The 21,672-nt window shown below is 47.4% G+C and carries 10 protein-coding genes, 1 tRNA gene, 1 rRNA gene and 1 riboswitch; of the genes, 7 read left to right on the forward strand and 5 right to left on the reverse strand.

From position 1 onward, the window contains the following. Positions 1-8: 8 nt before the first annotated feature. The 4 genes from A1OO_RS02375 (at position 9) to A1OO_RS02390 (ending at position 6,986) form a co-directional block, all read left to right on the forward strand. The gene (locus tag A1OO_RS02375) at positions 9-1,322 is read left to right on the forward strand and encodes a flippase (protein ID WP_017005118.1); all 1,314 of its coding nucleotides are present in this window, start codon (positions 9-11) and stop codon (positions 1,320-1,322) included. A 116-nt stretch (positions 1,323-1,438) separates the two neighbouring features. Next, entirely contained in the window at positions 1,439-2,305 is an 867-nt protein-coding gene (gene galU / locus A1OO_RS02380; protein ID WP_017005119.1) for a UTP--glucose-1-phosphate uridylyltransferase GalU, read from the forward strand. Between the two features lie 157 nt (positions 2,306-2,462). After that, positions 2,463-5,285, forward strand: coding sequence for an excinuclease ABC subunit UvrA (gene uvrA, locus A1OO_RS02385; protein ID WP_016960843.1), 2,823 nt, complete (start codon positions 2,463-2,465; stop codon positions 5,283-5,285). 78 nt (positions 5,286-5,363) lie between these two features. Next, entirely contained in the window at positions 5,364-6,986 is a 1,623-nt protein-coding gene (locus A1OO_RS02390; protein ID WP_017005120.1) for a Wzy polymerase domain-containing protein, read from the forward strand. Between the two features lie 78 nt (positions 6,987-7,064). On the opposite strand, the gene A1OO_RS02395 is transcribed toward A1OO_RS02390, so the two are convergent. After that, positions 7,065-8,183 carry a pyridoxal-phosphate-dependent aminotransferase family protein gene (locus tag A1OO_RS02395; protein WP_017005121.1) on the reverse strand — a complete coding sequence of 373 codons (1,119 nt, stop codon included), beginning with the start codon at positions 8,181-8,183 and terminating at the stop codon, positions 7,065-7,067. Positions 8,184-8,398: 215 nt separating this feature from the next. Beyond that, a riboswitch (Lysine riboswitch) is annotated at positions 8,399-8,574 on the forward strand. A 107-nt stretch (positions 8,575-8,681) separates the two neighbouring features. On the opposite strand from A1OO_RS02395, the gene lysC reads away from it, so the two are divergent. Both lysC and A1OO_RS02405 read left to right on the forward strand, forming a co-directional pair. Further along, complete coding sequence (lysC, locus tag A1OO_RS02400) at positions 8,682-10,037, forward strand: lysine-sensitive aspartokinase 3 (protein WP_017005122.1); 1,356 nt, start codon at positions 8,682-8,684, stop codon at positions 10,035-10,037. Positions 10,038-10,276: 239 nt separating this feature from the next. Further along, the gene (locus A1OO_RS02405; RefSeq protein WP_241819033.1) at positions 10,277-14,935 is read left to right on the forward strand and encodes an Ig-like domain-containing protein; all 4,659 of its coding nucleotides are present in this window, start codon (positions 10,277-10,279) and stop codon (positions 14,933-14,935) included. 63 nt (positions 14,936-14,998) lie between these two features. Here the strand turns inward: A1OO_RS02405 and metH are convergent, their stop codons facing one another. Next, entirely contained in the window at positions 14,999-18,673 is a 3,675-nt protein-coding gene (gene metH / locus A1OO_RS02410) for a methionine synthase (protein WP_016960847.1), read from the reverse strand. A 191-nt stretch (positions 18,674-18,864) separates the two neighbouring features. On the opposite strand from metH, the gene A1OO_RS02415 reads away from it, so the two are divergent. Next, positions 18,865-20,205 (forward strand): cation:proton antiporter, encoded by a 1,341-nt coding sequence (locus A1OO_RS02415; protein WP_016960848.1) that lies wholly within the window; start codon positions 18,865-18,867, stop codon positions 20,203-20,205. A gap of 39 nt (positions 20,206-20,244) precedes the next feature. On the opposite strand, the gene metA is transcribed toward A1OO_RS02415, so the two are convergent. The 3 genes from metA to A1OO_RS02430 form a co-directional block, all read right to left on the reverse strand. Beyond that, positions 20,245-21,192 carry a homoserine O-acetyltransferase MetA gene (gene metA / locus A1OO_RS02420; RefSeq protein WP_016960849.1) on the reverse strand — a complete coding sequence of 316 codons (948 nt, stop codon included), beginning with the start codon at positions 21,190-21,192 and terminating at the stop codon, positions 20,245-20,247. Between the two features lie 152 nt (positions 21,193-21,344). Continuing rightward, positions 21,345-21,460: ribosomal RNA gene (gene rrf, locus A1OO_RS02425) — 5S ribosomal RNA — on the reverse strand. Between the two features lie 13 nt (positions 21,461-21,473). Continuing rightward, positions 21,474-21,549: transfer RNA gene (locus tag A1OO_RS02430), tRNA-Thr, on the reverse strand. Positions 21,550-21,672: the final 123 nt, after the last annotated feature.

Here is a 21,672-nt window from a genome sequence, read left to right on the forward strand (position 1 = left end):
ATCGAGTCATGCTTTCCACCCTCATAAACCGCGTTCAATCCATGTCGCCAGATCGTCGGCAGTTTCTTTACCATGCTGCCCTAGCCGCACTATTTCGCGTGTTCGCAGCAGGCGCTGCTTTTTTACTTAGTGTTGTCGTCGCGCGGATACTCGGCGCTGAACAATCAGGTTTGTTTTTCCTTGGTTTAAGCCTTGCCACATTGATGGGCACTTTGTGTTTACTCGGTATGGATAACGCCATGCTACGCTTTATTGGTCAATCCCATACTTCCGATAACCCGGTGCAAACCAATCAGGTATTTACCAATGCTTACGCAGCGGTCGTGCCCGTTTCAGTGTTATCTGGCGTGATTATCTATCTCTGTTCGCCCTGGCTAGCTGATGCAGTGTTCAATAAACCCGAAGCGACAGCAACGTTGCGTTATTTTGCAGCGGCTATCCCTTTTGTCAGCCTATTTTTCTTAAATGGGTACGCCCTTCAAGCAACACGAAAAGTGATTGCATCGGTCTGTTCAATGCAACTTGGGGTTACGATAATTGCGCTCCCCGCGCTACTTTATTTGCCACACTATCAAGCGGTTCCTCTCGCCAGCAGCGCTTCTTTCGTCTATGTCTTGGCGTCAGTGCTGGTTGTTATCGCTGGCTTATGGCTGTGGTTCAACGTGCCTGAACATCGCATCGATAGTACCCATTTACGTATGCCTGCCCTTTGGGGAGCAGCCCCCAACCTTTGGCTTATTTCAGCAACCGGGCAGGCGATCCCCTGGGCATCAGTCGTGATCGTTGGCTTTTTTGTAACCAGCGAGGAGGTTGCATTTTTTTCTGCGGCGCAGCGCACCTCTATGCTCATCAGTTTTATGTTGATGGTGGTAAACTTCGTCGCGGCACCTCGATTCTCAGCGTTGTATAAAGCCGGTGAATTCAATCAGCTTAAGAGATTGGCACAGTTATCAACACGGTTGATGATTGGCTTTTCACTCCCCGTATTGTTTATCGTACTTATTTGGCCAAATGCCATCATGTCTTTGTTTGGAAATGCCTTTTCTCAATCAGGGCAACTGCTTGTTATTCTGGCTATCGGTCAGACGATCAACGTGATGACAGGCTCGGTCGGTTTCTTGCTGACCATGTGTGGCTATGAAAAAGACATGCGTAACGTCACCGTTTTTGCTGGGGTTTTAACCGTGACTCTAACGGTTATATTTACGTCTATATGGGGAATACTCGGTGCGGCTATTGCGGTGAGCTTAGGTGTCAGCACTCAGAATCTGTTAGCGCTGCACAAAGTGAAAAAGCGCCTCGGCTTTTGGCCTATAGGCTGAACGAAGCCATACTCTAAGAAACAATCAATATTGTCATGGGTTAGTGGTAGTATTTATTGCCCAATTAAAACGACATGACCCACAGTTAGTTAGATGTGAAAAATTAAGGATATCTGATGATTAAGAAGTGCCTATTCCCGGCAGCGGGTTACGGAACCCGCTTTTTGCCTGCCACAAAATCCATGCCCAAAGAGATGATGCCAATCGTCAACAAACCGTTAATTGAATACGGCGTCGACGAAGCCATTGAGGCAGGAATTGACGGTATGTGTATCGTGACGGGACGTGGTAAGCACAGCCTGATGGATCATTTCGATAAAAACTACGAACTTGAGCATCAGATAAAAGGCACCAATAAAGAAGCCCTGCTGGAAGATATTCGCGCCACCATTGATGCCGCATCTTTTACGTATATTCGCCAAAAAGAAATGCGCGGTCTTGGACACGCCATACTGACCGGACGTGATTTGGTCGGTGACGAAGCCTTTGCCGTTGTCCTTGCCGATGACCTTTGTGTCAACCAAGATCAAGGCGTTTTGTCGCAAATGGTCGCACTGTACAAACAGTTCCGTTGCTCAATTGTCGCCGTTGAAGAAGTGCCAGACGACGAGACACATAAATACGGCGTTATTTCAGGCCAAGAAATCAAAGATAACCTGTTTCGCGTTGATAATATGGTTGAAAAACCTGAGCCGGGCACAGCGCCAAGTAACCTTGCCATCATTGGCCGTTACATCCTAACTCCAGATATTTTTGATATTCTGGAGACAACGGAGCCGGGTAAAAACGGAGAAATCCAGATCACCGATGCATTGCTACAACAAGCGCAAAGCGGTTGTGTGCTCGCATACAAATTCAAAGGCGAACGTTTTGACTGTGGCAGTGTAGAAGGCTTTATTGAAGCGACTAACTACTGTTATCAAAATATTTACCTTCAATCTGACGCGCCTAAACAGCCTCAGAAAACCGTCAAATTCGAATGATCTTTTTTCGCGAGTTTCACGTTTAATATCGTCGCTATTCAAACCAAGAAGGCTGTATATTTATACAGCTTTCTTCTTTTTCATTACACGATATTGTGGGATACTCCTCTCATCCGTTTTTCTTCAGACTCAGGTCTGATAAGTAGGCAAGGTAGACATGGATACAATTGACGTCAGAGGGGCTCGCACCCATAACCTGAAAAACATTAACCTGACGATCCCTCGCGATAAGCTGATTGTGATCACAGGGCTTTCCGGTTCAGGAAAATCCTCTCTCGCATTCGATACCTTGTATGCGGAAGGCCAACGTCGTTATGTTGAATCGCTGTCTGCTTATGCTCGTCAGTTTTTGTCACTGATGGAAAAACCAGATGTTGACCACATCGAGGGCCTTTCGCCCGCGATCTCCATTGAGCAAAAATCCACTTCGCATAACCCGCGCTCAACCGTGGGTACCATCACTGAAATTTACGATTACCTGCGTCTGCTCTACGCGCGAGTCGGCGATCCGCGCTGTCCCACGCACAACGTGACATTGGAAGCACAAACCGTCAGTCAGATGGTAGATAAAGCGCTGGAGATGGAAGAAGGCACCAAACTGATGTTGCTGGCGCCAATTGTCAAAGAGCGCAAAGGCGAGCACCTCAAAACCCTTGAAAACTTGGTCGCCCATGGCTTTATTCGTGCCCGTATCGACGGAGAAGTGTGCGATCTTTCCGATCCACCGACACTTGAACTTCATAAAAAACACACGATTGAAGTGGTCGTTGATCGCTTTAAAGTGCGCAACGACCTTCATCAGCGCCTAGCGGAATCATTTGAAACTGCACTGGAATTAACCGGCGGCACGGCGGTGATTAGCCACATGGATGGCGATGGCGACGATCTTATTTTCTCTGCAAACTTTGCCTGTCCGCACTGCGGCTACAGTATGCAGGAATTGGAACCACGCCTGTTTTCATTCAACAACCCAGCGGGCGCCTGCCCGACTTGCGATGGCTTGGGCGTGCAGCAGTATTTCGATGAAAATCGCGTTGTGCAAAATGTCGCGGTTAGCTTGGCGGGTGGTGCTATTCGTGGCTGGGACCGTCGCAATTTTTACTATTTTCAAATGTTAACTTCATTGGCAGAGCACTATAAGTTCGACATCGAAACGCCATGGCAAGACTTGCCTGACGCGATTCGCGATGTGGTACTCGACGGCTCAGGTAAAACCAACATCGACTTTAAATATGTCAATGACCGCGGCGATCTCACCGTACGCAAGCACCCATTCGAAGGCATCTTAAATAACCTTAATCGGCGCTATCGCGACACTGAATCTATGGCAGTACGTGAAGAGTTAGCGAAATATATTGCCAACAAGCCTTGCTCTAGCTGCGGCGGATCTCGACTTCGCGAAGAAGCACGTCATGTATTTATTGGCGAAACCAATTTGCCGACCGTGTGCGAAATGAGCATTCATCAAGCATTGACGTTTTTTGCAGATCTCTCTTTGACCGGGCAACGTGCGCAGATCGCCGACAAGGTGATGAAAGAGATTCATGACCGCTTGCACTTTTTGGTCAATGTCGGCTTGAACTACCTCAACCTATCGCGCAGTGCAGATACACTCTCCGGCGGTGAAGCTCAGCGTATTCGCTTGGCCAGCCAAATTGGTGCGGGCTTAGTCGGTGTGATGTATGTGCTTGATGAACCTTCAATTGGTCTTCACCAACGTGACAATGAACGTCTGCTCAGCACACTGAACCACCTGCGTAACCTCGGTAATACAGTGATCGTGGTTGAGCATGATGAAGATGCTATTCGTGCGGCTGACCACATTATTGATATTGGCCCCGGAGCTGGTGTTCACGGCGGTTTCGTCGTTGCAGAAGGCACCTATGAAGACATCATTACTAATGAGGCTTCACTAACAGGTCAGTACCTTAGTGGTAAGAAGAAAATCGATATTCCAGCTAAACGTGTGCCGTATGACAAAACGAAAGTAGTGAAGCTCAAAGGTGCATCGGGTAATAACTTGAAAAACGTTAACCTGACACTGCCTGTCGGTTTGTTTACGTGTGTCACTGGTGTATCTGGCTCAGGTAAATCGACACTTATCAATGACACCTTTTACAAAATTGCCCACCAGCGTTTAAATGGCGCGACCACTGGCGAGCCCGCCCCGTTTAAAGATATTGAAGGGATTAACCACTTTGACAAGGTGATCGACATTGATCAGAGCCCGATAGGTCGTACACCTCGCTCAAACCCCGCAACTTATACCGGTATTTTTACCCCTATTCGTGAGCTGTTTGCAGGTACTCAAGAGTCGCGCACGCGTGGCTATAAAGTGGGGCGCTTCAGCTTTAACGTCAAAGGGGGTCGCTGTGAAGCATGTCAGGGCGATGGCGTGATTAAAGTTGAAATGCACTTCTTACCTGATGTTTATGTTCCTTGTGATCTCTGTAAGGGCAAACGCTATAATCGAGAAACATTGGAAATTCGCTACAAAGGAAAAACCATCGACGAAGTGCTGCAAATGACGGTCGAGGATGCACGTGAATACTTTGATGCAGTACCAGCCATTGCACGTAAGCTGCAAACCTTAATGGATGTGGGTCTGTCATACATTCGTCTGGGCCAAGCGGCAACGACGTTATCTGGCGGTGAAGCGCAACGTGTTAAGCTTGCAAAAGAGCTTTCTAAGCGAGATACCGGTAAGACGTTGTATATTTTGGATGAACCAACAACGGGGCTGCATTTTCACGACATCCAACAGCTACTGAATGTGTTGCATCGTCTTCGCGATCACGGGAACACTATCGTGGTTATCGAACATAATTTGGATGTCATTAAGACCGCAGACTGGATTGTTGATTTGGGTCCTGAAGGTGGTAATGGCGGCGGAATGATCATTGCTGAAGGCACACCTGAGAAAGTAGCGAAATCGAAAGAATCGCATACTGCACGCTTTTTGAAGCCGCTTCTCGCGTAAAAAGCCTATATCATCGAACGTTAGGTACTGAATAAGTTAAGCATGCCAACAACACGACTCCATCTTCACTGGCCATCAATGGTGGCCAGTAAGCCATTGGTCAAGCCAGTATTGATTGCTATGGCCGCACTGTTTCTGTTCTGTCTTCCTTTGAATCAGATCCAGCTTGCGGTGTCTGGCATACAGCACCCCTCTATTGCGCTCACTTTTTTATTAGCGGTCGCCATCGTTTGTTTTGGGCTTTGGGAAATTGCACGCCAAAAACGTTTTTGCAGGACATCTCTCACTGGATGGCTGTCACTCAGTGCGCTGTTTTCCGTTGTACCCGCGTTTTACCTTCACGCTAGTTTTGGTGCATCGCTTTGGCATGTCTCCAGTATTGCCATCGCGCTACTCACATTTAGCACCTTACAACAATTCAGTTTCAACCATTTACAGCGCCAATACTTGCTTTGGCTACCGTTACTGTCGGGTTGGCTAGTTGCATTTTTGTTTTTCCTACCCAGTATTCTGAATACGTCAGGATTACAAGAATTGGCTTGGCAAACTGATAGCTTGTACCAAGACACCGCCAGTATTGTGTTACTCACATCAGTGGCACTGTCGGCATATCTACTCGCGCGTACTCGCGTCTACAAACGCAACATTGCGCCCGTTCACATCCTATTATTGGCAACACCAACAGTGACGTTATGCGCCCTTATGGCCTTACGCCAAGCATGGCTAGTTACCATTGCAGTGCTGATCATTATTCTCATCCAGCCATTCTTGTATCGCTTTTGTCGTAAGCTTCATCATGGGCTTTGGAACTGCGCCGTTTTTTTAGGTTTTTTGATCGCAGGTTATGCTGACTGGCTACCGTCTGCCGCCTTGTTCTCTCCCCGCTTTTCAACGCAAGAGTTTTCCGTTGTCGAACAATCCTTAGCGCTGCTAAAAAGTGCACAATTTGAAGGGGTAGGCCTTGGTCAACAGTTCACTGCACAGTTACTTTTCGGTGTTGAATCTCAACATGTATTAGCAATGCCCACCCTTCACCCTAGTTGGTTAGTCAAATCGCTCACCGAAGGTGGACTTGCTCTTTGCGCAGGTATTGGGTTGCTCACTGTATTGGTGATTCGACGCCTAAATGATGCCCCTTGGGGGACACGTTTAATGCTAACGGCCATCATGTTGCCATCATTAATCGGCATTGTTGTAACGCCTTTTGTCAGTGTGAATCCGGCGTTGGCTTTGCTATTTGTGGTCTTGCTCTATTGGATTGATAACCTGTCAGCTCGCTATCAACGCATTTCCGTACGCCCAATAAAAACCGTCAAACTGGTTGCCTCTTCAAGTTTGATTTTGGCATCCACCGTTGTGTTAAGTTCTGTGTATCTTGGTGAGCAGGCGCTGCATACCTATCAAATCAGTGATAGCAAACTGGCTCAATATCAGGCACACCCATGGTGGCGCAGTTTCTATCATGAAGAAGCTGGAAAACGTGCATTTCTTACCAGCGTAGAGCGCAGAGATATACGTGCGCAGGAGGCTTATTTACGCCAGCAAGTACAGCGACTAACGTTAAATCCGAACGCCGATGATTATCAGTCACTGATTGAGCTTGCAATGTTAACGGGCAACAAAGCGATGGCGAAACAGATAAAACAGGAAGCCAACTCATTGTTTCCTAACCGTGTATTTCAACCCTCGTTTTCTGAGTAACTATCCCGCGCGACCAAACACTGACAATAAAAAACGCCCCGAGAGGCGTTTTTTGTTAATTGATGATGGGGTCTATGACTAACCCAATACGTCCTTTAATGCTTTGGCGCACAGGGCAACATTTTCTTTTCTCGCGGTGTATCCCATCAAGCCAATACGCCATGCTTTGCCTGCTAATGCGCCGAGTCCTGCGCCTATCTCAAGGTTGTATTCATTGAGCAAACGGCTACGCACGCTGGCATCATCAATACCATCAGGCACTGACACTGCATTTAGCTGTGGAAGACGATCGGCTTCATCGACAAGAAAGCGAATGCCCAACGATTCAAGTTCGGCTTTCAACAACGCATGCATATCGCGATGACGCTGCCATGCATTTTCTAGCCCTTCTTGTTTGAGCATCAGCAGCGATTCATGGAGCGCGTATAAGCTATTTACAGGTGCAGTGTGATGGTAACTGCGCTTACCTGTGCCGCTCCAATATGCGAGCACCAGGCTCTGATCGAGGAACCAGCTTTGCACTTTCTCCGTGCGCTTCTGCATTTTCTCAACCGCGCGTGGAGAGAAGGTCACGGGCGATAGTCCTGGTACGCAAGACAGGCATTTTTGGCTGCCGGAATACACCGCATCCAGTTGCCATTCATCCACCAGCAATGGCACACCGCCTAACGAAGTCACAGCGTCGACAATGGTCAAGCAATCATGCTCTCTCGCTAAAGCCGATAACGTTTTTGCGTCACTAAGCGCACCGGTAGAGGTTTCTGCATGCACAAATGCCAACAATGACGCCTGAGGGTTGTCACGCAATGCTTGTTCAACTTTGGCTGGGTCAACTGGCTTACCCCACTCATCGTCTACCATTACCGCCGTTGCACCGCAGCGTTCAACGTTTTCCCGCATACGGTCGCCAAACACGCCATTGCGGCAAACGATAACGGTATCGCCCGGCTCAATCAGGTTAACAAAGCACGTTTCCATGCCCGCGCTGCCGGGGGCAGAAACAGCAATGGTGAACGCGTTTTCAGTTTGGAATGCGTATTGAAGTAGCGCCTTAACCTCATCCATCATGCCGACAAAAAGTGGGTCTAAGTGACCAATCGTTGGCTGGGACAAAGCTTGCAATACCCGCGGTGATACGTCTGAAGGGCCAGGGCCCATCAAGGTACGTTGCGGCGGAATAAATCGGGATATTGTCATTGTCGGCTCTCCATAAGCATCCATTCGTTTACTTACCCTATCACCGGAACTGCATTTGCCAAACCCCCGTCCACGCATAAACCAAAGCTTCGTCATGCTTCATTTGATCGACTCAATCGAAAAGAGATGCAAGTTGATGCAATCGGTAATTGACAAAAACGTCACAAAACATTATCAATAGAGAGCAATTTTTGCGCAGTGCATTTTTGCCACGCAAAAGCAGAAGAGGCGCGTCTATCAGGCAGTCTGTTTGCGGAGCCCCAACTCCAAAGCAAACCGATCAGGGGATAAGACGCCGAGACAAAGCCAAACCTTGGGGGTTGGATTGTCGGTCTTGAGGGTTGAATCCTTCGGATTGTCATCTCTAATGAGATGGAGCGCTTCTGGAGAAATATCCTTTCTTCCGTACCCGCCCTCTTACTGCCATACAATTTTTACTATTTTAAGTTTCAAATATTTTGGGATAACTCCATTCGCAATTAAGGGAGATAAAGGGAAGTGAACGCATTAAATGTCGCAAAATTTGGCGGCACGAGTGTCGCCGACTACGCTGCTATGACAAACAGCGCATCGGTGATCAAAGGGAATTCAGACACTCGACTGGTAGTGATTAGCGCTTGTTCTGGCGTGACAAATTTACTGGTTGAATTGGCAAATGGTGTTGCCGATGCAAAAAAACAACAAGATGTGTTGGCCAAAATTGCCGATATTCACTTCAGCATTTTGGAACACTTGCCTGCGAACGCAGCGGTGGACATTGCCATCAATGACGTTCTTGATGACGTTGCGACTTTCGCAACTACCGCTGCAACGTCCCCTTCTGACCGTTTAACGGATAGCCTGGTTGCATGCGGCGAATTGATGTCTACGCATATTTTCACGCACCTGTTAAATGCCCAAGGCATTGATGCTGAACGCGTCGATGTACGCCAAGTATTAAAAACAGACAATGTCTTTGGCAATGCAACCCCAGATTTGGTTGAAACTGCCTTTCATGCTCAAGGAATTCTGCGCCCGCTGTGTGATGCAAAGGTCGCGGTAACCCAAGGTTTCATTGGCGCGGACAATGACGGCAATACCACCACCCTAGGCCGTGGTGGTTCAGATTATAGCGCCGCGTTGCTGGCAGAAGCCGTGCAAGCAACCTCACTGGAAATCTGGACGGATGTGCCTGGTATCTACAGTACCGATCCTCGAATTGCGCCTGCAGCCAGCCCCATTGATGAAATCAGCTTCAGTGAAGCGTCTGAGATGGCCAATTTTGGTGCGAAAATCTTGCACCCATCCACCTTAGTACCCGCAATGCGCCACGATATACCGGTGTTTGTTGGCTCATCAAAAGCGCCTGAGCAAGGTGGAACTTGGATTCGCGATACCGCGAAACAATCTCCTCTATTTCGCGCACTGGCACTGCGTTGCAACCAAACCATGGTGACGCTCACTAGCCTGAATATGTTCCACGCTTACGGTTTTCTTGCCGAGGTCTTCAACATTCTGGCCAAGCACAAGGTCTCCGTGGATCTCATCACCACTTCTGAAGTCAGTGTTTCCTTGACTCTTGATCAGACAAACACCCGTGGCGGGGCACCCACCTTACCGGACGGTGCAGAAAAAGAGTTAGCAAAACTGTGTAAGGTCACCGTGGAGCAAGATATGTGCTTAGTTGCTTTGATTGGTAACCATATGGGCGAGTCACGCGGCGCAGCTGCCAAAATTTTCGGAACACTCGAAGACTATAATCTGCGTATGATTTGCTATGGTGCCAGCAGCCATAATCTGTGTTTTTTGACGAGCACAAACGAATCAAAAGACGTAGTAAGAGCACTTCATAAAGAGCTGTTTGAAAACGAATAATCGAAAGGATAAACACTCACTTTAAACAAGCAGGAACTTCCTGCTTGTTTGATTTTTAACGACACTACTCCCCCTTCCCTCCTAAAAACACGCTCTAACACAATCAATAAAGTCATCACGTTTATTAGTTTTGAAACACGTTAAATCCAACTTGCTTCATAAGCTTATTGCCAGCCCGCACCTGCGGAGCCGCGATATAAGCCTTGTCTATGAACATTGAATTGATAAGTGGGTTTCGTATGAGTGATGGCACTTCTGCAGCGATAAAACGTTGGCTGAATTTTCGATGGTTTTTGATCGCGAGTCTTTCTGTGTTGTTTGGTTGTGACCATCACGATAACTATGACGTCATCGAGTGCCTCGATGATAACGCTGTTTCAGTACAAATCTCACCGTTCCCCATTAACACCAAAGGCTCATCTGCGCTTGTTCTCGCCAAAGGCAATACCCAGCCTTTTATTGCATTAGCCACTTATCCCGACGGACAAGTAGTCAATGTGACCAACATGGCACAATGGATAAGCAGCCATCCTGAAATTATTTCTATCGACAACAGCGGGATTGCCACCTTGCTGTCGTCAGCCGCTACTATCGAGATCGTCGCATGCTTAGGCGGCGTAAACAGTAATTCATCAACAATTACTGGCACAACAGCACGCTTAACCAAGATTCAAATCACGCCACCAGCGATAACATTAGCCAAAGGGTTGTCACAATCGCTCACGGCGATTGGCACATACAGTGATGGCACGACGGCCAACATATCCAGTCGTGTGACTTGGCAGAATACCTCATCAAATATTACGATCAGCCAAGAAGGGTTGCTGACCACAATCCGAGCAGGGGCAGAGAGCACTATCTCAGCCTCGTTAAGTGGCATCACCAGCAATACAATTGGTATTGAAGTCACTTCCGCTGTGCTTGAAGCCATTCAAGTCACCCCTGCCCTCGTTAGTATTGCAAAAGGAAATAGTCAGCAACTTCGAGCTATTGGGTTATATAGCGACAATGCTTTCGTCGATTTAACGAACAGGGTCACGTGGAGTAGCAGCGTCCCGAAGTCCATATCAATCAGCAAGATTGGAATAGCCGAAGGTCAACAGGAAACCTCTGAAGCCATCGTCTTTGCTTCGTTAGAAAGCATCACCAGTAACCGTGTCAATATGACGGTGACACCAGCAACGCTAACGTCCATCCAAATCACCCCAAACAAGCTGGCTGTCGCTAAAGGCATTCAACAACAAATGTCGGCCATTGGTACATACAGTGACAATACCAATGCTGATCTCACAACACGAGTCCATTGGAACAGTACCAATACATCTGGATTAACAGTAGATAACCTCGGGCTGATCAGCACCACAAACGTTGCAAACGACATCGTGGTGTCCGCTTTTTTGAATGGCATTACCAGTAATCAGGCCGAAGTTGATGTGACGTCAGCGGCGCTGCAGTCTATCCAAATTACCCCAGCGAGCATCACGCTGGCAAAGGGGCTGCAACAACCACTCATAGCAACGGGAACATTTAGTGATAACACCAGCCAAAACATGACCTCCCTGGTTGCATGGGAAAGTTCAAACACAGCGATCGCGACAGTTGGTCAAAACGGGGAAGTCGAAGCCGTTAATGAGGGCATGATAGCCACCATTACTGCAACCCTAGATGGTATCGACAGCAACCTTGCTCAAGTCGATGTGACCGTCGCTATTCTAGAATCAATTCAAGTAACGCCAGCACAGCTTCAATTGGCGAAAGGCAATTCAGGTGGGCTCACGGCGACAGGGATTTATAGCGACAAAACATCGGCTGATTTAACGTCTCAAGTGACCTGGAAAAGCACCAACACGAGCTTCGCGACTGTGACATCAAAAGGAAAAGTCACGGCTATTAACCCAACAAGTAGCATCAAAGTGTCTGCCGCTTTAGGTCATGTCGGCAGTAACGCTGCATCGATTACGATCACCGAAGCAGAACTAGAAGCCATTCAAGTTACACCAACAAGCTTTAGCGCTGCCAAAGGCGTTCCTAAGCAATTAGCTGCCATTGGCATATTTAGTGACAACACCAAGCTTAATTTGACTAATTCTGTGGCGTGGTCAAGCCGCGACAATACCATCGTAACCATATCGCCAACGGGCTTGGCAAAGGGTGTTGAAATTTCAAATGGTATAGCAATTACTGCCAATATGAATGGCATTACCAGTAATACCGCGACTATGTCTATCTTAGCGGCGGCATTAGAATCCATTCAAATCACGCCCGCCATTATCACTGTCGCAAAAGGACTCACTCAGCAATTAACGGCGATGGGCACTTATTCAGATAACACCTCCGCTAATATCACCAGCACAGTGTCATGGTCATCAACAGATATCAGCAATGTGACGGTGACACCAACAGGTCTTGCTCACGGTGTCGATATCACCACCGACACCGAAATCACTGCAAATCTTGATGACGTAGTCAGTAACTCAGCGTCTGTTGCAGTGGGGTCAGCTGATTTAGTTAGCATTCAGATCACGCCCGCATTTGCCACCCTACCCGAAGGTCTGACACAAACCTTGACTGCCACAGGTATCTTGAGTGATGGCACCATGGCTAATCTGTCAGATAAAGTGACTTGGATCAGTGCAAATACATCGAACGTGACCGTGACACCACAAGGCATTGCCCGCGCGATCACCGTTTCTAGCGGCACTCGAGTCACCGCGACACTGCAAGGTATTACCAGCAATTCAGCGACTATTGATGTGGTTGATGCGGTGTTGACGGCGTTGCAAATTACTCCCGCTAACAGTCAACTGGCCAAAGGCGTCAGCCAACAATTAACGGCAATCGGAGCATTCAGTGACGGAAACAATGCCAATTTGACAGACGTCGTGGTTTGGAAAAGCAGCAACATGGCCAATGTGACTGTAACAGAAAATGGCTTAGCCAAAGGAGTCCGTGTTTCAGCGGGCACAACCATCACTGCGAACTTGGAAAAGATCACCAGTAACACGGCAATCGTTGATGTTATCGATGCCACGCTCACAGCCATTCAAATTACTCCCGCTAACGCCATCATTGCTAAAGGAATAACGACTCAGCTTACCGCCACGGGGCTTTATACTGATGCAACGACAGCAAATATAACGACGTCAGTGAATTGGAAAAGCGCTGACACGAAACGAGCGACAGTGACACCGTCTGGCCAAGTTCGTGGCATCAATGTTAGTAACGGCACTGCCGTCACTGCATCACTGGATGGAGTGACCAGCAACACCTCTGCGATTGTGGTCAATGTAGCTGCATTGAACGCAATACAAATCACGCCTTCTGTCGTGCTTATTGCTAAGGGTCAAACAACCACGTTTACGGCAATCGGCACTTATAGTGATGACACCAGTGTAAAATTAACGGAAGCCGTGACCTGGAAAGTAAGTGCACCCGAAGCGCTAACCATCACAACTAACGGCGTCGCCAACGGAGTAAGTGTTGCTAGTGACATTTCTGTCAAAGCGAACTTTCAAGGTGTGTTCAGTAATAGTGCGTTAGTTACCGTTACGGCAGCGGTATTGACCGCGATTGAAGTCACGCCAACAGAAGCGTCAATAGCTAAAGGTCAATCCCAACAAATGCGTGCGAATGGGAGGTACAGCGACGGTACAACATCGAACTTGGTCAACAATGTCAATTGGCTCAGCACAAACACGCAAGCGGTAACCATCAATGAAGCGGGTTATATCACGGGCATCAATGAGGCGACGGATATAACGATCTCCGCAAGCGCCGAGGATATCACCAGTGATAACGCATTGATCACAGTTACCTCTGCTGTACTCACTGGAATAACCGTAACACCAACGAGTGTGACCATCGCCAAGGGTCTGACCCAACAACTGTCGGCAGTTGGTGATTACAGCGATGGGACAAACGTTCCGATAAGCTCAGATTTAAGTTGGGCGAGCAGCAACCCCAGAGCCGTCACAGTGTCTTCTGGAGGGCTTATTACTGCGATAGAACCCACCGCAAATACTAATATTTCAGTGACATTTGACGGTATGACGAGTTCATCCGTTCCGATTGAAGTGTTGTCGGCAGCCTTAACATCTATCGATGTGATCCCTGCCAGCGATAGCATCGCACAAGGCAGCACTCAACAACTGTCAGCATCTGGGTATTATTCCGATAATTCAACGGCATCCATCACAGAAAATGTCGTATGGAAAAGCGCAAACACTGCAAATGTTACCGTGAGTCAAGCGGGGGTCGCAGCGGGCGTCGTGCAATCCGACAATACCGTGATCACAGCGTCGCTAAACAACATCATTAGTAATGACGCTGAAATCGACGTGACAGCACCAGCAGTAAAAATCCCAGTTTGCGGAAACAAGCTCAATGATACAACGAGCAATAATGCCTCCGGATTTTGCGTAAAAGTGACGTCTGACTCTCGAGGAAACTGGTTCACATCATCACCTAGCCTCACCGTACTGCAAAATATCCATTTCACTCGGCAAAATGGTACACAGAATGGCGTAATGACCTATTCCAGTACCTACAGTGAAAGTCATCTGATAGGCCCGACGGGTTCATTTGGGCTGTTTGATCAAATTGATGGGGCATTTGTAGGAACCAATGGTCAAGCGGATCGCTGGTGTCAGCATCTAGCCTCGATAAAATTTGCAGGCCAACAAAATTGGACCCGTCCCACTATATTTGAGCTTAAGTACTTCAACGGCGTATTCTTTAATTTCATATTGAGTTATGGCTGGCCTGATGGAAAACGCTATTGGTCAAGTTCGTTTAACTCTGCGAGCACGCTTTCTACGCTCAATCTGTCCGTGTTTGATAGTGTTACTTCTGTGCCAGCTAGCACGGCACTTTATGTAACCTGTATTTCAGAGCCTTAAAACGAAATAAGCCCAACCCCTGAGGGCTGAGCTTATTCTTAGTCTCGAAACCGTCGTTATTTATCAGCTAAGGTTAGGACCTAGCCATTTTTCAGCTTCGATCAGATCCCACCCTTTGCGATCTGCGTAGCTATCACGTTGATCTTCTTGGATCTGCGCTACCGCAAAATAACGCGATTCTGGGTGTGAGAAGTACCAGCCTGATACCGCGGCTCCTGGCCACATTGCATAACTTTCCGTTAATACCATGCCCGTGTTTGCTTCAGCATTCAGCAACGACCAAATTGCACCTTTCTCTGTATGCTCTGGACATGCAGGATAACCAGGTGCAGGACGGATTCCTTGATACTTTTCTCGGATCAAGTCTTCTCTATCCAACGCTTCATCTGGTGAGTATCCCCATAGGTCTTTACGTACCGCTTCATGCATATATTCCGCAAACGCTTCCGCCAAGCGATCAGCAACTGCCTGAACAAGAATCGCGTTGTAGTCATCGCCTTGGGCTTTGTATTGCTCTGCGATGTCATACTCACCGATCCCCCCCGTCACCGCAAACGCGCCAATCCAGTCCGCTTTCCCACTGTCTTTTGGTGCAATGTAATCAGACAAGCAGTAGTTCGGCCCTTTCGGCTTTTTCGTTTGTTGACGCAGGCCGTGCAACACCGTCAACACCTCGGTACGGGATTCATCGGTATACACTTCCACGTCATCATCAATGCTATTTGCAGGAAATAATCCGCAAACGCCATTGGCTTTAATCATGCCAGTACGTTCGATTTCATCCAGCATCTCATTGGCATCATCAAACACGCGCTGAGCTTCTTCCCCCACCACTTCATGGCGAAGAATGGTCGGGTATTTACCACTTAACGACCACGTCATGAAGAAAGGCGTCCAATCGATATACTGACGGATTTCTGAGATAGGAAAGTCAGTGAACACGTGTACACCGGGTTTCTTTGGCTGTGGCGGTGTATATCCGTCCCAATCCAATGGCACCTTGTTCGCACGCGCCATTTCTAATGTGATAGGAGCGGTACGCGGTTTTTTGCGAGCATGTTGCTCTCGAACAGTGACATATTCTTTTGCGATACGATCTATAAAGCCAGGGCGATGCTCGTCAGACAGGAGCGAAGAACACACCCCTACCGCACGAGAGGCATTTGAAACATACACGACAGGCGCGTGGTAGTTCTCTTCGATCTTCACCGCGGTATGCGCCTTAGATGTCGTTGCACCGCCAATCAGCAAAGGAATATCAAACCCGCGACGTTCCATTTCCTTGGCAACATGCACCATTTCATCGAGTGATGGTGTGATAAGGCCGGACAAACCAATGATGTCGACATTCTCTTCAATCGCCACTTTTAGGATTTTATCCGTGGGTACCATGACACCAAGATCGATGATTTCGTAGTTATTACATTGGAGTACTACGCCAACAATGTTCTTACCGATGTCATGAACATCGCCTTTTACTGTCGCGAGGAGAATTTTTCCGTTGGTGTAACCCGCTTGCTTCTCTGCATTGATGTAAGGTTCTAAATACCCCACAGCTTGTTTCATTACACGGGCTGATTTCACCACTTGCGGCAAGAACATTTTCCCTTCACCAAACAAATCACCCACGATGTTCATGCCTGCCATAAGCGGGCCTTCAATCACTTCGAGAGGCTTACTCGCATTGGATCGTGCTTCTTCTGTATCTTCAACAATAAACTCAGTGATCCCTTTGACCAATGCGTGCGCCAAACGTTTATCAACAGGCCAACCGCGCCACTCTTGCGCGGTGCGGTCTTCTTCTACCGCACCGCTATCGCGATAGTTTGCCGCAATATCAAGCAAGCGTTCGGTACTGTCATCACGACGGTTCAATACAACGTCTTCAACCGCTTCGCGAAGTTCATCCGGCAGATCATCATAGATGGCAAGCTGACCTGCATTCACGATGCCCATGTCCATGCCGTTCTTAAAACAGTAATACAAGAACACTGCATGAATGGCTTCACGGACCGCGTTATTGCCCCTGAATGAAAATGACACATTAGACACGCCGCCAGATACCATGGCATGGGGCAAGGTGCGTTTTATATCGCCCACTGCTTCAATGAAATCAACCGCGTAGTTATTGTGCTCTTCGATGCCAGTTGCGACTGCAAAAATATTAGGGTCAAAGATTATATCTTCAGGCGGAAAGCCAACCTGATCCACAAGGATGTTATACGCATTGGTACATATTTCGATTTTGCGTTCGCGCGTATCTGCCTGACCAACTTCATCAAATGCCATCACAATGACTGCGGCACCATAGCGACGAATTAATTTCGCTTGTTCGATGAACCTATCAACACCCTCTTTCATTGAAATAGAGTTAACGATGGGTTTGCCTTGAACACACTTCAGGCCTGCTTCCAATATTTCCCATTTCGAGGAATCGACCATGATAGGTACTTTGGAAATATCAGGCTCTGTCGCACACAAATTGAGGAAGCGAACCATGGCTGCTTCTGCATCCAGCATCCCTTCATCCATGTTGATGTCGATAATTTGGGCGCCGGATTCAACTTGTTGGCGAGCCACTTCAAGCGCTTCGTCATAGAGCTCTTCTTTAATCAGACGCTTAAAACGTGCAGAGCCTGTCACGTTGGTACGTTCACCCACATTGACGAACAAGGTGTCAGGCGCAATGTTTAAAGGTTCTAGACCCGACAAACGGCAGTATTTCGGCAATTCAGGAAGTGAACGCGGCACGACATTTCGTGTTGCCACTTCCATTTGCCGAATATGCTCAGGCGTCGTACCACAGCAACCACCGACTAAATTGAGAAACCCGCTTTTCGCCCATTCTTCAATATGCTCGGCCATGTCTTCAGGGCTAAGGTCATATTCGCCAAATGCATTTGGGAGGCCTGCATTCGGGTGGGCAGAAACAGAACACTCCGAAATGCGAGACAGTTCTTCAACATACTGGCGTAATTCATCAGGGCCCAACGCACAGTTAAGTCCAAAAGAGATCGGTTTAACATGACGTAGAGAGTTATAGAAAGCTTCCGTAGTTTGCCCGGATAACGTGCGACCTGAGGCATCCGTGATCGTGCCAGAAATCATCACAGGCAGAATGATGCCATCTTCATCGAACACCGTCTCGATCGCGAAAGTACATGCCTTGGCATTCAGGGTATCAAATATGGTCTCAACTAAGATGATGTCAGCCCCGCCTGCAATCAATGCACGCGTGGATTCTGAATAGGCTTCAACCAATTGGTCAAATGATACATTCCGAAAGCCCGGATCATTTACGTCAGGCGAAATCGAACACGTTCGGTTTGTTGGCCCTAATACGCCAGCAACAAAACGCGGCTTTTGAGGCGTTTTTGCGGTCCATTCATCGGCCATTTGGCGCGCTAGCTTGGCAGCTTCGAGGTTAATCTCAGCACTCAAGCTTTCCATGTCATAGTCAGCCATCGCGATGGTGGTTGCATTGAAGGTATTGGTTTCCAGGATATCCGCACCTGCTTCGAGGTACTCACCATGAATCTGCTTGATAAGCTCTGGCTGCGTCAAAACCAAAAGGTCATTGTTTCCTTTTAGGTCCGAGTGCCAATCAGAAAAGCGCTCACCACGATAGTCAGATTCATCCAGTTTGTAGTCCTGGATCATGGTACCCATTCCACCATCGATAATCAGAATGCGCTCAGCCAACAGTTTTTTTAGAATGTCCTTACTACTCACAGCCACAAATTCCTTCTTATATTGCTCGCTACTCGCATAGTATCACAGCTCAAATGGAAATCTAGACGTCTATGAGTGGCTCACTTCTAACGGATCCCCGAAAACACTCAGATTTGTTGTAGTTTTCTTCATCACATCGATTTATATTTCGTTACAACTCATTTTAATTTCTCATATTATCCGACACGGGGTCATCCATGACCGTCTATACCACTCTCTGTTTCTTAGCTGCAGCAGCGATGCTCATTGCCTTTATCAACAGTAAAATAGGGCAGATGCAAACCACTATCGCGATCACTGCCGGTGCTCTGATCCTTTCTCTAGGTATTGTGATTTCCGGTCATAATAACTGGTTCCAATTAAAAGACTTTGCCGCAGAGACTTTGAACGAAGTGCACTTCGACGACTTTTTACTAAAAGGTGTACTTGGATTTTTACTCTTTGCGGGAGGTCTTGGTGTAAAACTGCCAAACCTTAAAGATCAGAAGTGGGAAATAACTGTACTCGCACTATTAGCGACACTCATCTCCACGTTCTTTATTGGAGGAGTAACTTGGCTGTTCTTTCAGTTAATTGGTATTCCTTTCGCGTTTATCTATTGCCTACTGTTCGGCGCACTCATCTCTCCAACGGATCCAATTGCTGTTTTAGCGATTGTTAAGAAGCTAAATGCACCAAGACGTATTTCAACACAGATTGAAGGTGAATCGCTGTTCAATGATGGCTTTGGCCTCGTCATCTTTATGACTCTTTTCACAGTGGCTTTTGGCTCTGAAACACCAACAGCGTTCGGCGTGGTAGAGTTGTTCTTGCATGAAGCCATTGGCGGTATTGTTTATGGGTTTCTCTTAGGGCTGCTATTTCACTATCTGATATGTCATACCGATGATCACTCTATGGAGTTATTGCTGACACTCGGCATTCCAACTGCTGGGTATGTATTTGCAAGTTTAATCGGCGTTTCAGGTCCTCTTGCGATGGTAGTGGCAGGGATAATGATTGGTAACTGGACCCGCTACATTGGTTTTTCAAAAGAAAGTGAAGATCATCTCGATCACTTCTGGGAGCTCGTTGACGAGTTCCTCAATGGAGTGCTGTTCTTATTAATTGGCCTTAGCATGCTGACCTTCACTTTCCACAAGGAAGATTGGATCATCATGGCATTTGCCATACCGGCAGTGCTCATCGCACGCTATATCAGTATTCGGATATGCTATCTGGGTTTTAACCGTTACCGCGACTATAACCCATACTCAATACGCATTCTAACTTGGGGGGGGCTACGCGGAGGGTTAGCGATTGCAATGGCAATGGCGGTACCTGCAGGCTATATGATTGTTCCCGAGAAGAACATCGATGTGCGAGAGATCATTCTTGTCATGACCTACGCTGTTGTTGTTTTCTCAATCCTCATTCAAGGCTCAACCATCACCAAGTTAATCGAAAAAGCCAAAATTGCTGAACGCGATATGGGTATACAACCCAGCACTTACAAACAGGCTGAGACGAAGACTCAAAGAGAAACGGCAAAAGAATAGAGATATACAAAAAAAAGGCCTGCAATGCAGGCCGTTTTTTTAATCGTCTTTAGTAAATGCCGCTTCCGAGAACTGGTCGAGATCGTATGGTGTTTGTTGGTATACGCAGTAGTTAAGCCAATTACAGAACAAGAGGTGTCCGTGACTTCGCCAGCTAACATAAGGCTCTTTAGATGGGTCATCGTTAGGGTAGTAATTCATTGGAACAACTGGCTCCATCCCCTCACCCACATCTCGGGCATACTCATGATGAAGAGTGTGAGAATCATATTCAGGGTGACCCGTCACGAATACGTTTCGCTTATCTTTCGTCGCGGCAAGATAAACACCTGCAGTGTCTGAGGTAGCCAGAATATCGAGGTCTGTATTGTCTGCAAGGTACTCTGGAGAAAAATCCGCATAGCGCGAGTGAGGTGCCAGAAACGAATCATCAAATCCACGCAATATAGGATTATGACTTAACGCTTTATTGATGCTGTGCCAATACACGCCGGAGAGCTTATCTTTTCTTGTTTTCTTTGGAAGATCATAAAGAAGCTTAAGACCTGCTTGTGCTGCCCAACAGACATACAAGGTCGAAGTAACGTGCTCCTTCGCCCAAGTCATGATGTCCTGAAGATGCTCCCAATAAATCACATCCTCAAACTGAACTAGCCCGAGCGGTGCACCAGTCACAATCAGCCCATCGAAATTACGCTCACGGATGGATTGAAACTGTCTATAAAACGTATCTAAGTGCTCAGTCGGTGTATTTTTACTTGGCCTGTCGTCTATACGAAGTAGTTCTACGTCCACTTGCAGCGGGCTGTTAGAAAGCATCCGCATAAACTGCGTTTCGGTCTCAATCTTTTTAGGCATAAGATTGAGCAATAGTACTTTCAGTGGACGGATATTCTGACTTTCTGCGCGCGTCGCTGACATCACGAAGATTTTCTCCTGACGCAGAATACTGGCCGCAGGTAACTGATCAGGAATTTTAATGGGCATCTTAAAGCACTCCCTTTTAAGATGTATAGACGTCTAGAATTCCAATAACCCTATAACATCCCCAATCAGGGTTCAAGAACATTTGTGAGATAGATCGTTAAGCGCTAGAAATGAAAAAACCCGCAGCGTTTCCGCTACGGGTTTGAAGAGGTATCTGGCAGTGACCTACTCTCACATGGGGAGACCCCACACTACCATCGGCGCAGCAACGTTTCACTTCTGAGTTCGGCATGGGATCAGGTGGTACCATTGCGCTATGGCTGCCAGAAAAATTTTAAAGCTGGTGCTGATACCCAGATTCGAACTGGGGACCTCACCCTTACCAAGGGTGCACTCTACCAACTGAGCTATATCAGCAAATTTTTCTCTAACAAAGTCTTACTCATTGATGCTTTGTTTAAGAACCTATCGTTTGCGAAGCAAAATGACAGATTGAATTTGAAGCCTGGCGATGTCCTACTCTCACATGGGGAGACCCCA

The organism is Enterovibrio norvegicus FF-33 (assembly GCF_000286835.2).
In the GTDB taxonomy this organism is placed as follows: Bacteria; Pseudomonadota; Gammaproteobacteria; order Enterobacterales; family Vibrionaceae; genus Enterovibrio; species Enterovibrio norvegicus_A.

Coding starts and splice junctions, on each gene's coding strand:
- A1OO_RS02375 (WP_017005118.1), top strand. CDS start 9: ATGCTTTCCACCCTCATAAACCGCGTTCAATCCATGTCGCCAGATCGT.
- galU (WP_017005119.1), top strand. CDS start 1,439: ATGATTAAGAAGTGCCTATTCCCGGCAGCGGGTTACGGAACCCGCTTT.
- uvrA (WP_016960843.1), top strand. CDS start 2,463: ATGGATACAATTGACGTCAGAGGGGCTCGCACCCATAACCTGAAAAAC.
- A1OO_RS02390 (WP_017005120.1), top strand. CDS start 5,364: ATGGTGGCCAGTAAGCCATTGGTCAAGCCAGTATTGATTGCTATGGCC.
- A1OO_RS02395 (WP_017005121.1), bottom strand. CDS start 8,183: ATGACAATATCCCGATTTATTCCGCCGCAACGTACCTTGATGGGCCCT.
- A1OO_RS02405 (WP_241819033.1), top strand. CDS start 10,277: ATGAGTGATGGCACTTCTGCAGCGATAAAACGTTGGCTGAATTTTCGA.
- A1OO_RS02415 (WP_016960848.1), top strand. CDS start 18,865: ATGACCGTCTATACCACTCTCTGTTTCTTAGCTGCAGCAGCGATGCTC.
- metA (WP_016960849.1), bottom strand. CDS start 21,192: ATGCCCATTAAAATTCCTGATCAGTTACCTGCGGCCAGTATTCTGCGT.